At 50.0% G+C, this 14837-nt stretch carries 11 protein-coding genes; 7 read left to right on the forward strand and 4 right to left on the reverse strand.

What is annotated here, in order from left to right; translation table 11 throughout:
• The first annotated feature begins 200 nt into the window (after positions 1–200).
• From AC6I8X_RS25265 to AC6I8X_RS25275, 3 genes are all read left to right on the forward strand, one after another.
• Positions 201–1220, forward strand: a complete 1020-nt coding sequence (locus tag AC6I8X_RS25265) for a RepB family plasmid replication initiator protein (protein ID WP_084879274.1) — start codon at positions 201–203, stop codon at positions 1218–1220.
• 1392 nt (positions 1221–2612) lie between these two features.
• Positions 2613–3821 carry an AAA family ATPase gene (locus AC6I8X_RS25270; protein WP_299451799.1) on the forward strand — a complete coding sequence of 403 codons (1209 nt, stop codon included), beginning with the start codon at positions 2613–2615 and terminating at the stop codon, positions 3819–3821.
• A complete protein-coding gene (locus AC6I8X_RS25275; protein WP_313683640.1) occupies positions 3818–4795 on the forward strand; it encodes a ParB family protein in 978 nt (325 codons plus the stop codon). The genes AC6I8X_RS25270 and AC6I8X_RS25275 overlap by 4 nt, the downstream gene beginning before the upstream one ends.
• A 19-nt stretch (positions 4796–4814) precedes the next feature.
• Here the strand turns inward: AC6I8X_RS25275 and AC6I8X_RS25280 are convergent, their stop codons facing one another.
• From AC6I8X_RS25280 to AC6I8X_RS25290, 3 genes are all read right to left on the reverse strand, one after another.
• The gene (locus AC6I8X_RS25280) at positions 4815–5594 is read right to left on the reverse strand and encodes a DeoR/GlpR family DNA-binding transcription regulator (protein ID WP_497841831.1); all 780 of its coding nucleotides are present in this window, start codon (positions 5592–5594) and stop codon (positions 4815–4817) included.
• 100 nt (positions 5595–5694) lie between these two features.
• Positions 5695–7038, reverse strand: a complete 1344-nt coding sequence (locus tag AC6I8X_RS25285; protein WP_497841832.1) for an aspartate aminotransferase family protein — start codon at positions 7036–7038, stop codon at positions 5695–5697.
• 1 nt (position 7039) lies between these two features.
• A complete protein-coding gene (locus tag AC6I8X_RS25290; protein WP_497841833.1) occupies positions 7040–8056 on the reverse strand; it encodes a phosphotransferase enzyme family protein in 1017 nt (338 codons plus the stop codon).
• Positions 8057–8502: 446 nt separating this feature from the next.
• Here AC6I8X_RS25290 and AC6I8X_RS25295 point away from each other — a divergent pair, with 446 nt between their 5' ends.
• Together AC6I8X_RS25295 and AC6I8X_RS25300 are read left to right on the forward strand one after the other, a co-directional pair.
• Positions 8503–9957 carry an amidase gene (locus AC6I8X_RS25295; RefSeq protein WP_497841834.1) on the forward strand — a complete coding sequence of 485 codons (1455 nt, stop codon included), beginning with the start codon at positions 8503–8505 and terminating at the stop codon, positions 9955–9957.
• A 39-nt stretch (positions 9958–9996) separates the two neighbouring features.
• Positions 9997–11265 carry an MFS transporter gene (locus AC6I8X_RS25300; protein ID WP_313683645.1) on the forward strand — a complete coding sequence of 423 codons (1269 nt, stop codon included), beginning with the start codon at positions 9997–9999 and terminating at the stop codon, positions 11263–11265.
• Between the two features lie 47 nt (positions 11266–11312).
• Here AC6I8X_RS25300 and AC6I8X_RS25305 read toward each other — a convergent pair whose 3' ends face one another.
• Complete coding sequence (locus AC6I8X_RS25305) at positions 11313–12062, reverse strand: IclR family transcriptional regulator (protein WP_497841835.1); 750 nt, start codon at positions 12060–12062, stop codon at positions 11313–11315.
• Between the two features lie 117 nt (positions 12063–12179).
• Between AC6I8X_RS25305 and AC6I8X_RS25310 the strand changes: the two genes are divergently transcribed.
• The gene (locus AC6I8X_RS25310) at positions 12180–13334 is read left to right on the forward strand and encodes an MFS transporter (protein ID WP_497841836.1); all 1155 of its coding nucleotides are present in this window, start codon (positions 12180–12182) and stop codon (positions 13332–13334) included.
• Between the two features lie 168 nt (positions 13335–13502).
• Positions 13503–14837: a Fic family protein gene (locus tag AC6I8X_RS25315; protein WP_497841837.1), complete on the forward strand. Its 1335-nt coding sequence runs from the start codon at positions 13503–13505 to the stop codon at positions 14835–14837.

Genomic DNA, 14837 nt, shown 5'->3' on the forward strand with positions numbered 1-14837 from the left:
CTGCAGGCCTTGATATGACTGGCTCCAGGATAGTTTAAGGTTATCAGTTATATGCAAAAGGTTTCCAGTCAGATGCAGAAAGTTTCTGTTTATATGCAAAGGGTTATCTGTCGTGTGCTCTTTGATTTCCACTCATATGCTGGTAAGGTTATCGGTTATATGCAGCGGCAAATTTAACTGTTGATAAGCGGATCTTGTTTATGGCTAAGAAAGTCAATGACTTAGACAGTATGACCGACGAGGTAAATAAAAAAACGGGTGAAGTTGTCCACTTAAACCCCTCGTCAACTGCAACAGTGCAGCCGGTTGCCCTGATGCGACTGGGATTGTTTGTTCCCAATACCGATCATGCAAAAGCAAAAGGCTCCGTCAACACCGTTAAGTCTACTGTTGATGCGACCGAAGATCTTTATCATTTAGAAGTGGTGAAGAGGGAAGGGTACAAAGATATCTCCATTCGCTCTGAACGACTCGATATGGCAACGGATTTCAGGGTCTGGCTGGGCATCATCCGTTCGATCTACGACAACGGCACGTTTGCAGGCAAGCTGAAGCTGCCATTCACTAAATTCCTGCAGAACTGTGGCTTTGACTCGAAGCGTTCGAATAAAGACATGAAGAAGCGCATTGATGACTCCCTGATGCGCCTGCGCGGTGTGACCATCCAGTTCCGTAATGATACCGGCTCGCTTACCACCGGCCTGGTGAACAGCGCCCATTACAACATGGCGAAGAACGAAGTAGAGATCGAGGGCGATCATCGGCTGGCTGACCTTTATCAGATGGATTACAAGGTCTACCTGCGACTCAAAGCTATCGACCATTTGCCCCGTAAAGAGTCCGCACAGGCTCTCTACACGTTTATTGAAAGCCTTCCCAGGAATCCTGCCCCGGTCTCTATGAAACGCCTTAGAGAACGTTTGAGGCTGAAATCGCGTATTGCTTACCAGAACCATATCGTCCGTAAGGCACTGGAAGAGCTGAAGGAAATTAACTACCTCGAATACACAGAAACCAAGCGGGGCAGGTCGGTTTATTTCAATATCACGAAGCGTAATCCAAACCTGATCCCGGATAAGTCATTAAAGATCGATAGATCGACTCACGATGAGCCACAGATTGTCGATGAAGCGATGATTTCAAAGATCAGTAAGTTAAAGGATTCCGGTTTCACAGAGGAAGAGATAGCGAAGATCCTCATCAGCCTCGATTCGAACTAAGGCGTACTTCACATCAGTGGTAACCCAACCTGCATACGACAGGAAACCTTTCTATTTTACTCTGCTTATTCAGTAAGTTATGAATAAGCAGTTTCCTGCCAAACATCTAAATTCCCCCTGTGTTCAGGTTCGTCAGCCTGAATTCACTCTGTGTGTGTCGCTCCTTCCAGCATACGACCGATAACCTTTCACATCTCTAAGCATCTCATAGCATACGACTGATAACTTTCTAATATTGGAATAGTCTTCAACAGCATATCTGCATATGGCTGATAACCTTTGGCTAATCCTGGGGGAATGGAAACCCATTTATTTAGATTAACCATATGATATAAAACAATTTCTCTTTTGATGAGTTTATGGGATTCACAGTACTCAATCGCATACCCGTTGCAATAAATGAGCATATGACCGATAACTTTAGAGCATCTGACTGCAAACCTTTCCTGATCTTTATCCCTTAAAACAGCGGATTACCTCGCCCGGGTTATATCGGGTATCTGGCATATGACCGGAAACCACTGCATACGACCGACAACCTTTGCATCTGATTGGCAACCTTCTCCTCCAGATAAATGTTCATTCTGCCAGCGATCAAAGGAACCTAACCTGGGTCCGGCATATGACGGATAACTTTTTGCATACGACCGATAACCTAACTTGATCGTAATTTGATCCATTGAGTAAATTTCCAGCACGCGTATTTTCTGACATTGTTTGCATATGACAGATAACTTTTAGCATATGACTGGAAACCTAATAAGTTGGAAGTTAACTACTCCATTGATAAATAAGAGAAAGAGAATCGTGCATACGACCGATAACTTTTTCGGGGGAGGGCGCTTCCCTGGCAACTGGTCAGGTTTGTAGGGAGGGGCGAGCAGCTGATTTTCTGCAGAAGTGCACTGAGAAGCGAATGCGAGCATACGACGGCAAACCTTTTACCCATTATTTCGTTTTACTGAGAGAAAAGAGTGGCAGGATCCATTTTGTGATCCTGTCACGTCACGATACCAGCATATGACCGATAACTCTTTCAGGGAGATGAAAATGTTTGTAAGTGCTCACATTGTAAATATATCTATGAATATACTAGATTTTTAAAGAGAAGTAACAAGCATCATCAGAAAATAACGACGTGTTTTCGGAACAGACCTCGCATACGACAGGTAACCTTTGCCTCAAAATTCACCAATCCTGTGCCGTGATCACAGCTGGATCATTAAACCCGTACGGTTCTTTGAGCAGGCCGCTCCGTTTGCCGTAAGATATTTGTCCAGGATGTGTGCAGGTTGCTTGCGCTCGTACAACTTTTATCTGAAAAACGAAAAATCTTGCACGTAGCAAAATGCCATGTACACTTAGGGAAAATTTTGCCAATGGAGTAAGGGTATGAAAAGTAACTACGGTGGCGTGGACGAGACTGCCCGCAGAGCGAATGCAATGCTGCGCAGTATGAGTGACGACATAGTTGATAAGCGTCATGAGTTCGGCCTCGATCGTTACTATCAGACCTTTACCCGAAATTCCGTTGCCAATATGCCTAAGCTCAGCCGCCGCGCTGTAGAGCAGGCGATCGATGAGATGGAAGCTGCTGGTCATGAGTTTGGCAAAAAGGATGCCGGTAACGCCAGGCATTACGCGCTGACTGTTCAGGATGTTGTTGATATCTATGCGCATCGCAAGGTGCCTAAGTATCGCGATATTCATGAAGGGAAAGGCCCTTTTGTGATTTTCGTGGTGAACCTGAAGGGTGGGGTGTCGAAGACCGTCAGTACAGTAACCCTGGCCCATGGGCTGCGCGTACACCCGGATCTGCTGCAGTATGATCTGCGTAACCTTGTCATCGATCTTGACCCGCAGGCTTCCAGCACCATGTTCCTGAACCATACCAACAGTATCGGTTCAATCATGGAAACGGCTGCTCAGGCCATGCTGAACGATCTTGATGCGGATCAGCTGCACCGTGACATCATTCAACCGACCATCATTCCTGGTGTTGATATCATTCCCGCCTCAATCGACGATGGCTTTGTCGCCAGTCAGTGGAATGACTTAGTACGCGAACATCTGCCTGGTGTCCTGCCTTCAGAGGTGCTGCGCCGCAATATCATTGACCGTGTGGGTAATGATTACGACTTCATCTTCGTTGATACCGGACCGCATTTAGATGCTTTCATGCTTAACGCTATCGCCGCGAGTGACCTGCTTCTAACGCCAACGCCGCCAGCGCAGGTGGATTTCCACTCCACGCTTAAATATCTGACGCGTCTTCCAGAGATGCTCGAGCAACTGGAAGAGGAGGGGATCAATCCGCGCATTAAAGGCAACATTGGTTTCATGTCCAAAATGACCACTAAGCGTGATCACGAAATGACCCATGGCCTGGCGCGGGATGTATTTACATCCTACATCCTTGATGCCGCTTTGCCGCGTCTTGATGGTTTCGAGCGTTGTGGTGAGACCTTTGACACGATAGTAAGTGCTGACCCACAATCTTATCCAGGCAGCGCCGAAGCACTGAAGAATGCCAAGCGAGAGGCGGAGAGATTCACTCAGGCGGTGTTTAAAAGGATCGAATTTGTGAGGGGAATTAAATGACCAAAGTCATGAAGAAAATGGGGCGTACATTAGGGAACTCAAACTTCTCTAAGATGCTGAGTGAAAACGAAGGCGCTCGTGTATTCGTACTCAAGTCTGGAAAAGAAGCCCGGTTTGTACTCACAAAGGTGCTGCATGATGATATTGAGACGCAGACCTATATCGACTCCTCGGTTAACGGACGTGATCAGTCACTGCTGACTGAAGAGTCCGTGGCTGATATCTCCCGTACGATAACGCTGCAACAATTTTTCCCTGCAATTGGCAGGGAAGTGGATGATCGCATTGAAATTCTTGATGGCTCGCGTCGTCGTGCGGCATGTATCTATAACGGTACACCCTTTGAAGTGCTGGTGACCAAAGATGAGCTGGATCTCGCCGATGCCCGTCAGTTGGCCGTTGATATCCAGACCGCGAAAGAACATACCTTGCGTGAGCTGGGTAAACGTCTGGAACTGATGTATCCCAGTGATATGAGCCAGACGGAGATTGCGAGGGCGGAAGCGTTATCTCCTGCGAAAATCACGCGTGCACTTCAGGCGGCGTCAGTGCCTGATGAGATGATCAGCGTTTTTCCTTCGCTCAGTGATCTTGCCATCGTCGATTATCAGTTCCTGCTCGACGTCGCTGACAAAGCGAAAGCCAAAAAAATTGATATCAGCGAGATTGTTGCGGGTGTGCGTGAGCGCATCGAAAAGCATGACGATATTGATATTGATGACCCTGTCACAAAAGCCAAAATTATTGGGTTCTTCCGGGCGGAAAGCAGCCGCCTGAAAACACCAAAACCGGGCAAAAAACCTGTCGCAGAAAATCTGGCCGTCTTTAAGGACAAAAAACAATTTGCCCGTAAAAAGATCGATGCCGAAAAACGCCTGGTCACCTACGAGTTCTCCCGTATCTCCGCTGAGGTACAGGCAGAGATCGATGCTGCGGTCAGAGCTGTCATGAAAAAGATGACGGGTGAAGATTAACAAGCTACCGGCCGACAAATCACCCGTGATTTGCCGCATTGCAGATAAACACCTCCACTTTTTCCTTCGTTAACGCATGGGAAAAGTGCTCAGGGGGTAAGGCATCGGTGAACAGCGCATCGACTCGCTGCCAGGCAACGTAATTATAAGGAAATGCCAGTTCGAATTTAGAATGGTCAGCCACTACAACGGTTTTATTAGATTGCAGGATCATCGCATTGAAAACCGTGCCGCAATCGATCATAGCTTCGCTCGGTCCGGCGGTGGAGAGTCCGCTGGCCCCGATAATGGCGTAATCTGCGGTAAACTGACGCAGGAAAAGTAAGGTTTGTGCCCCGGTCATTGCACCTTCTGATGCCAGGTACTCCCCCGGCGCCACAATCACCCTGATAGTGGGATTGATTGAGAGTACTGTTGCGACGCCAAATGAATGGGTGATTACCGTAATATCGTGCATTTCGGTGGCGATGCGTCGGGCGATATGGACAGTGGTCGCGCCTGAGCCGATCATCATCAGCTTGCCATCCCGGATAAACTTCACCGTTTCCCGCGCGATATGTTCACGCTGTTCGGTAAACAGTTTATGGCGATCGGTTACCGTCGGTTCCGAATTCATGGCTCTCACCGCACCGCCATAGGTGCGATTCAGCAAACCTTTTTCCGTCAGTTCATCCAGATCGCGCCTGATAGTTTCGGTTGAAACCGCATGTGAACGCGCCATATCAGCAATGCGTAAGGTTGGCAGTGCTTCCAGTTCTTCCAGAATTTTTTGCTGACGTAACTCTTTTCTTTTCGACATAACTGGCTGATTAACCCATTTAAAAAGATGTGCTGAAATGGCCTGGCGACAGGGCAATCGAGTATATCCTATGTCCGATATCCTGTGACCAGGCACAATATCAGGCGTTGCTCAATCGGCGCAAAACCTTCATCAGTTTGTCTAAGAAAAAGTCGGCATCATTGGCACTGAAGCATAACGGTGAACGAATTTTCAGACTGTTGCCATAGGCTCCCGCTGCCCCAATCAGTACCCCTTCATATCTGAGCGCGTTAATGACACTACGGGTCATTTGGGTATCGGGTTGTCCGTTTTGCGGATGGGTGAATTCAACTGCATTAAATAAACCGGCACCGCGAATGTGTGACACCGTCGCAAACTCTGCCGCAATTGCACGCAGTCCCTGACGCAGATAATCACCATTAACCCTGGCATTATTCAGCAACGATTCTTCTGCAATAACCTGCAGGACACTCAGGCCTACCGCCGCCGCAACCGGATTGCCGCCGAAGGTGTTGAAGTACTCGGTCTGCTGGCTAAACCGTGCCAGGATTTCCGAACGAGTGATGACCGCTGACATGGGATAGCCGTTCCCCATCGGTTTACCGAGAGTAACGATATCAGGCTGAATACCATGCCGCTGGAAACACCAGTAATGAGAACCGGTACGGCCGAATCCGGGCTGGACCTCATCAGCGATAAACAGTCCACCCTGCTGTTGAATAACGTTGACCGCGCCTGCCAGAAAGCCGGTGTCATCGGCAAACACACCATCGCTGGAAAAAATAGTATCCACCAGCAGAGCGGCGCAGCCAAAACCGGCCTCATCAAGTGATGCGGCCGCCAGGCGCACATCCTCAGCAAATTTATCTGCAAGCGTCTGGCCCGGTAACAGGGTGCGGGCATCAGGTGCCGGGACCGTCCGCACATAGGCAGGCAGTTGCCCGGAGTGATGCCCGGATGGTGAGACCTCCATCACCGCCGTGGTGTTTCCGTGATAGGCATTCTCAGTGACGATAATCCCTTGTTTGCCACTCACCATGCGTGCCATGCGCAGAGCGATATCATTGCTTTCGCTCCCGGTGCAGGTAAAAACAATATTGGAGAGATGTGAGGGGAATGTCGCCAGCAGCGCTTCTGAATAATTCTCCAGTACCGAAAACAGGTAGCGTGTATTGGTATTCAACGCACCGGCCTGTTTTGCCATCGCTGCAACCACCCTGGGATGGCAGTGGCCGACACTGGGCACATTGTTGTACATATCGAGATAACGGTTGCCTTGCGCATCGGTCATCCAGGTTCCCTGCGCGCTCACCATCTCAATCGGTTGCTGATAAAACAGCACTGAGCTGGCCCCCTGTGTATTCTGCCGTCTGGCGATTTGGGTCAGCAGTTGTTCATTAATCTGCTGACTGCCATCCAGCTCGAAACGGTTGAGACCCAGAATTGGTTTTTTAATAGTCATATCAGGCATCCTGCAAGGTCTCACGGTTAATCAGCTGGTTATCCAGGTATTTTTTCCCCAGTGTGAGCGTATTTTCCACCCAGCCCGGTCTCAGTTGTTGCGCTGTCGGGGTTTCCGCATGGCTGCTCATCCACGCTGTCAGCTGCAGACGGCGCAGCATCACCAGAACCGGCAGTATCTCCTCGTCACAGGATGAGAATTGGCGTACCGTTCGATAGCCTGCCACCCAGGCCTGGCAATATTCGCTCAGACGAACGTCGTCTTCGATAAAACTCACCGCCGTGGCGAAATCCCAGCCGTACCAGCAGATGCCACAATCATCAAAATCGATAACGGTCAGCTTGTCTCCGGCAACCAGCAGGTTTGCCAGTCGCATATCACAGTGAACCAGCCCGAAACGGTCAGAAGCGTGGCCATAATTCCCGAGCTTGTGTTTTATGTCGTCTTCAACCTGCGTCAGCAGAGCCCGTTCACCCGGCGTAAACGGATGCATTGCACGCCAGTCGCCCCAGAATCCCTGCGCACCGATGATGGTTTCCAGGCACCAGGTTCTGCGCGTAAAACTCTCCGGTCGTTGCCATTGCTGACTATGCTGGTGCAGATGGCCTGCTGTCTGGCCCAGACGCCGATACCAGTGATGTAAATTCACCTCACTGTTTGGTTCACTGCCAGGGATAAACTCAAAAGCGACTACCCAGGTAGAAGTGTTCCCCTCCTTCAATTCGGCAATGTGTTCACCGTTGAGCATGGCGATGGAGGCTGCAACGTTGATATCGCCTTGTGCTTTCACGGCATGGAGCCAGGCCAGCTCGGAGTTGATCTCCTGCGGTGTACTGCAGCCGGGGCGATGAGCGCGCAGGATCAGGCGCTGCGCGGTGGCCATTTCTTTCACCAGAAATGTGGCGTTTTCAGAGAACGTCAACAGCGCCAATTCTGCTGCCTTATCTATCCCCCACTGCGGGAGCAACGGCCTGAGACCCGCCTCCAGGCGTTCAAGATATGCGTTGTTATAAATCATCTCACTTTCCTTTTTGATGCAAGTACAACATTTTTATGTTGGATTTATTTTTTAATCAAGTTCTGTTTAATGGCGGCTGCGTTTTTCTCACACTAAGAATCGTTGACGGGTGATGAGGTATTGATATTTAGAGATTATTTTTGATTAACGTGTTGTTTTGTAATGTTTTATTGTGTTGTCGCGCTTCATCGCCAGTGCGGCGCACTTAAAGAGAGCATCATTGAAGGCCTTAACCACGTATTGAAGAAAAGACAGAAAGTGATTTCGATTTAATATGATGAATTTATTGATGAAAATTTAAGATATTGCGCACCTGATTGGTGCCCCATTCATGGGCATTGATAAAGCCGAAAAATCCACACAGTTAAATGTTGAAAGTGCAACATTGTTGTGATTATTCTTTGTTAACGAACTGGCAATTCACGTAAATAAAGACAGGGGATACGATGCGCGATGAAGTGAATATTTTGTTGCTCAATGCCTTTGAGCTTTCGGCAATGATAAAAAACAAGGCGATCACCTGCCGCAGGGTGATGGAAATTTATCTCGACCATATCGACAGGACCAATCCCCTCGTCAATGCCATTATCAGCCTGCGCAGCAGAGAGGCACTTTTTGCCGAAGCGGATGAAAAGGATCTGGCATTGCAGCGCGGTGATTATCAGGGCTGGCTGCATGGCTTCCCCTTTGCGGTTAAAGATCTCGCGTTCACCAAAGGGGTCACCACCACTCTGGGGTGTGCCGCCTTTGCCGATAACATTCCGTCAAAAGACTCGCTGATTGTTGAACGCATTAAATCTCAGGGGGCGATTGTGATTGGCAAAACCAACACGCCTGAATTCGGACTGGGATCGCAGACTTACAACAGCGTATTTGGTGCGACGGCGAATGCCTGGAACCACCAACTGACTGCGGGAGGGAGTAGTGGCGGAACAGCCTCTGCGCTCGCCATGTATATGCTACCCGTTGCCGATGGCAGCGATATGATGGGGTCGTTACGCAATCCGGCTGCATTTAACAATATCTATGGCTTTCGCCCCTCACAGGGGCGCGTGCCACTCAGCGAAACCAGCGAACTTTATTTCAACCAAATGGCGACGGAAGGGCCGATGGGGCGCTGCGTGCAGGATGTTGCTCTGCTGCTGGCCACGCAGGCGGGGCGGGACAACCGCGCACCGCTTTCCCTGGAGGGGGATGGTGCTGAATTCACCGCCACGCTGGAATCAGATTGTCATGGGCTGAAGGTCGGCTGGCTGGGTGACCTGGATGGCCACTTGTCGATTGAAGAGGGTGTCCTGCCATTGTGTGGCAATGCGCTCAGCACGCTGTCGGCCATTGGTTGTCATGTTACCAATGCCTCGCTGGATAGTGATTTAACGCAAGTCTGGCAGGCCTGGTGTCAGTTAAGACAGGCATCGGTGGCGCATGCTTTATTGCCCCTCTATTCCGACAGTGAAAAGAGAAAATTACTGAAACCGGAAGCTATCTGGGAAATAGAAAACGGTCTGTCACTGAGTGCCGGGCAATTAATGCAAGCGGCCTCGGTGCGAACGGACTTTTATCGCGCCATGCTGTCGCTTTTTGCAGAGTTTGATTATCTCGTGTTACCGGCGGCCCAGGTATTCCCGTTCGATAAAGCCATCCACTGGCCGACGCAGATCGCCGGGAAAAAGATGGATACCTACCACCGCTGGATGGAAGTCACTATCTACGGCAGCTTATCCGGCTGTCCGGTCGCCAGCGTCCCTGCCGGATTTAATGACGCAGGATTGCCCACAGGCATACAAATTATTGGAAAACCTCAGTGCGATATGGATGTTCTCCGGCTTGCTTACGCGTATGAGCGCGCATGGCAGGGAAAATCAAGCACATTGCCGCCCACCATTCAGTTTGTCGCGTGAGTGGGATCATTCATTCATATTATTAAGCAGGGGATTAACATGGCTAATCGTAAAAAGATTATCGCCGGGACGATTGGTAACGTTCTGGAATGGTATGACTTTCTTATTTATGGTTTCTTTTCCGCCGTCATTGCACGCGAGTTTTTTCCATTAGAAAATGAATACAGCTCATTGATGGTTTCCCTGGCGACCTTTGGTGTGGGTTTCTTTACCCGACCGATTGGTGGGATATTAATAGGGATGTTTGCTGATAAATATGGTCGTAAACAGGCATTGCAGTTAATTATCTGGATTATGTTCGCCGCCGTGTTTATTTTCGTCATTACGCCTTCATATCATCAAATCGGTATCGCCGCGCCTGTTCTGCTGATCATTGCGCGCCTGCTTCAGGGCTTTGCGACCGGGGGTGAATACGCCAGCTCCACCTCCTATCTGGTAGAAGGTTCGGACGAAAGTAAAAGAACCTATTATGGCTCGTGGCAGCTCTTCGGGCAGTGTTTTGCTGTTATCCTCGCCTCGCTGATCTCAGGTTTTATCTTCAAACTCCCGGAAGGTAGCGTCGATAGCTGGGGCTGGCGTGTCGCTTTTGCCGTCGGGCTGATTATCTGCCCGGTGGGGATCTGGATCCGCAACAACCTGGCGGAATCGGAAGAGTTTGCCATCGCTAAAAAAGCAGAAGCAAAACAGCCTGCTTCCCGTACCTATGACGTGAAGAATATTGTGAAAGGATTCGGGTTGGTGGTCAGTGGCACAGTCAGTTTTTACGTGTTGCTGATCAACATGCCAGCCTTTGCCAGCAAGCAACTGGGAATGTCTATTGGCACGGTGCTGAATATCCAGATTGCCGTGGTGGTGATGATGGCCATCCTGATTCCGTTGCTTGGCATGCTGGGAGATAAGATTGGCCGCAAACGCCTGTTTATTGTCGCGACTGTCGCTTATTTTGTGATGGTAATGCCGCTGTTCAAATGGCTGGTCGCCAGTCCGGATGCGGGTAATTTGTTTGTCATGCAATTGATTCTGGGCGTGTGTCTGGCGGGGCAGTTTGCCACCATGCCCACCATGCTGACACTGCTGTTCCCGGTAGAAAGCCGGGTGACCTCGCTTTCGATCAGCTACAACCTCGCGACCATGACCTTTGGCGGATTCTCGCCGTTTATTGTGACTTGGCTTTCTCACTCATGGGGTGTTATTGCGCCGGGATATTATATGTTTGCGGTTTCGGCCATCAGCCTGATTGCCGCGGTATTTTTCCCCAAAGACCAGAAAAGCGTCAAAATGTCCGTCGCAAGCCAGCTGGCTGAATAATATGAGGATGAGTGATGGACCCGTTTCCGGCGTCCATCACTCAGATTTCAGCTCATCAATAACTCTTCAATTTCCGCTTTGCATTGCCTGAGTGAGGCCAGCAGGGTATCGAGACTGGCTTCGAATCGCAGAGCGGGAACCGCGACAGACACGGCATAGCGTTCATTCAAAGAAGAGTGGATTGCCACGCTGACGGCGCAAACTCCCATAGCATGCTCTTCAAGATCAATGGCAAATCCCTGACGCCGGACTTTCTCCATCTCCTGCAAAATGGCCGCTCTGGAACTGAGTGAGTTTGCGGTTCTGACTTCAGGTTTTGCAGAGTACATCAGTTCAAGCTGTTCATCCGGCAGAGCTGCCAGCAGCGCTTTACCTGGCGCGGTACAGTGGCAGGGAAACGCCGTGCCCACGGAGGAAACCACGCGTAATTCCTGGTCTGAAGCAAACTGGCTGACAAGCAGGGCGTAAGATCCTCTGAAGACGCTCAGGTCGATTGTTTCCCGTGTGCGCCTGCCAAGTGTCTCAATAGCCGGACGTGATAACGACACGACATCGATGTGGGCAGAGGCAGCCATACGTGCCAGTGCGGGTCCTACCCGTACCTTTCCCGCCCCGTTCATCAGCAACTGTTCTGCCTCCAGCGCACTGACCAGACGGTGCACCGTACTGCGAGGCATACCCGTTCGGCGCGCTAATGCGGTAATGGTGACGCCATCAGGATCATCCTCAATGGCTCTGAGCAGCTGTGCTGCCCGCGCGATAACCTTGGACCCTGCATTATCAGAATCACTGTCCATCGGTTGCTCCCCCCGCTTCAGTTTACATTCTGCACATTGACATCCTCTGACTATAACACGAATACTATCCATAATATGGATATGTTATCCAAATAATGGTCATCTGGAGAATGTTACATGCAACAGATTAACCGGGTTGGCGGTGTTGTCCTGCTGGCCGTCGCTTGTCTGACCATCATGGTGGGATGCGTCATTGTTCCCGGTCTGACGGGCATCTCGGACGCTTTGGGTGTTAAGGGTGCTGAAAGCTGGCTGGTCACACTTCCGTCGCTGGGCGTTGTGGTATTTGGCCCACTGGCGGGGCGTTTTATTGAAAAAGCAGGGGTGTTTATGGCCCTTTGTCTCGGGTTGTTTCTCTACGGTTTGCTGGGGGGAGCCGGGGCTTTCCTGTCGGGATATGTACCGGTTTTTGCCGATCGTTTTTTATTGGGTGGTGCGACAGCGCTGATCATGTCTGCGGGTACTGGTCTGATATCGGTGTTTTATAACGGCACGGCGCGTATGCAAATGATTGCCCGTCAGGGGATGTCGATTGAGCTGGGCGGGGTGATTTTCCTGTTCATCGGCGGCTTACTGGCAGCGGTGGGCTGGCGCTGGCCTTTCAGCCTGTATCTGTTTGCGTGGCTGATGCTGGCGATGGTGCTGGTTTTTGTGCCGCGCCCGGGCAGGGCGGTGGTGGCTGAAGTGCCAGAGAGAAACAACGATGCAGGTCCATCGGCAGCCATGGTGCTGACGTGGGCCGCCGCGCTGTTTTCCATGATTGTGTTCTTTACCGCCATCGTTCTGCTGCCTCTGCATTTGCACGGCATGGGCGTCACTGAATCTCAGACGGGATATTTTCTGTCTTTTGTTTCGCTGGTTGCTGTCGCCGGTGCCTGGCTGATGCCAAAGCTTGTCAGCCGTCTGGGGGATTTCACCACCTTGTCAGCTGCATTTGGTTTTTACACGCTGGCGCATCTGACCTTCGCACTGGCAGCTTCGATGCCGGTTTTTGTCCTCGGTGGTATTGCGCTGGGGCTGGGTTTTGGTTTTTCGGTGCCGCTGGTCAATCACCTGATTGTTGAGTTAAGTAACCCAGACCAGCGGGGAAGAAATCTGGCCCGCCTCTCTATGGCGATTTTTCTCGGGCAGTTTCTGTCGGCGTTTATGGGTTACTTCCCCGGCACTTTGTCCGCGGTATTCAGCTTTACCGCGCTGGTGGCCCTGGTATCTGGCCTGTATATCCGGTTCCGCAGCCGCGCCATGTCTGCTTCCCGTTCCGAACAGCGATAAGGTTCAGCGTTGTAACGCCAGGCCTGTTGTTGTGGGCCGTAAAACTTCGGCCTTGGGCCGTAAAAAGCCTGTTTGGGCCGTAAATATCATGTAAGATGGGCCGTAAATAGCTTTGCCTTGGGCCGTAAATTTTCCTGGTCAGGAAAAAAGACGTCATTGGAGGATTTCATGGATTTGAAAGATGAGATTGTGGCAATTGTCGCCAGCAGTAAAATCCCACTAAGTTCAGGTGAACTCGCACAGTCACTTCATATTGGCAAATCAACGGTGAAGCGGTACCTCGAATCATTGCTGAGTGAAGGTGTTTTATTAAGGGTGGGTAATGGCAGAGGAACCCGCTACACCACAGGTACTCGTACAGTAGCAGTGAGCCTCCAAGAGGAAGAAGCAACATACCCGAATACCCCGTTAGAAGCACATGCATTACTTAATTACCTTCAGACATCTGTGGCAGCGAGGGATATTACGGGCTACCAGAGATCATTTGTTGATGATTATATTCCCAATCAAACTTCTTTGCTTCCGGCTGCTCTGGCAGAAACCCTGCGAATTGAAGGGCAGATGGCAGGGCAGCATCCTTCCGGTACCTATGCCCGAAAAGTCCTTGAGCAATTACTGATTGATTTATCATGGTCCTCATCAAAACTGGAAGGAAATACATATTCATTACTGGCGACAGAAGAGCTTTTCAGAAATGGGACTGAAGCCCGTGATTTTGATGCAGTGATGTTACTTAACCATAAGCAAGCCATTGAGTTTCTTGTGGACGCTGTTCCTGAATATGGGCTCACTGTACCGGTTATCGGTAATTTACATTCGATGCTGATGCAGGATCTTCTGCCAGACACCGAAGCATTGGGTACGATCAGAAGCAAAATTGTTAATATTAGTGGTTCAACTTACATTCCCCTGCAAGCACCCGTTTTGCTTCAGGAGATGCTGGAAAAAATTATTATTAAGTCCAGTCAGGTTAAAAATCCGGTCGAGTCGGCTTTTTTCCTTTGGGTGAATCTGGCTTATCTGCAACCGTTTGAAGACGGAAATAAAAGAACAAGCCGACTGGCAGCGAATATTCCTTTGATGATGTATAACAGTGCACCTTTGTCTTTTCTTGATGCTGATGCGGCGGATTACGCTTACGCCATGATGGGTATTTATGAGCAATGTAATGTCGCTCTGGCTGTTGACTTGTTTGAGCATTTATACCGTCGCTCAATTAATCGATATAAAGCCACTTTAGACGCACTGGGTGTGCCGGATCCGTTCAGATTGCTGCACCGGGAAGATTTAAATAGCGCCATTCGCGATATCGTTGTTGCAAGACACAACATTGAAGAGGTTATTGCATCTGCTGGCATCGAGCCTGCTGATCAAGCGCAGTTCAGAACGCTGTTGCTTAATGAACTGCGCGTGCTGCAGGTACACAATTGCGCACGTTATCGTCTGACTTTGCGGCAGGTTGATCACTGGATTAAAGCTGGTCGCCCCGTCGCTGGGCCTTGA

Source organism: Pantoea sp. X-Soil-TKNS-1280 (assembly GCF_059730475.1).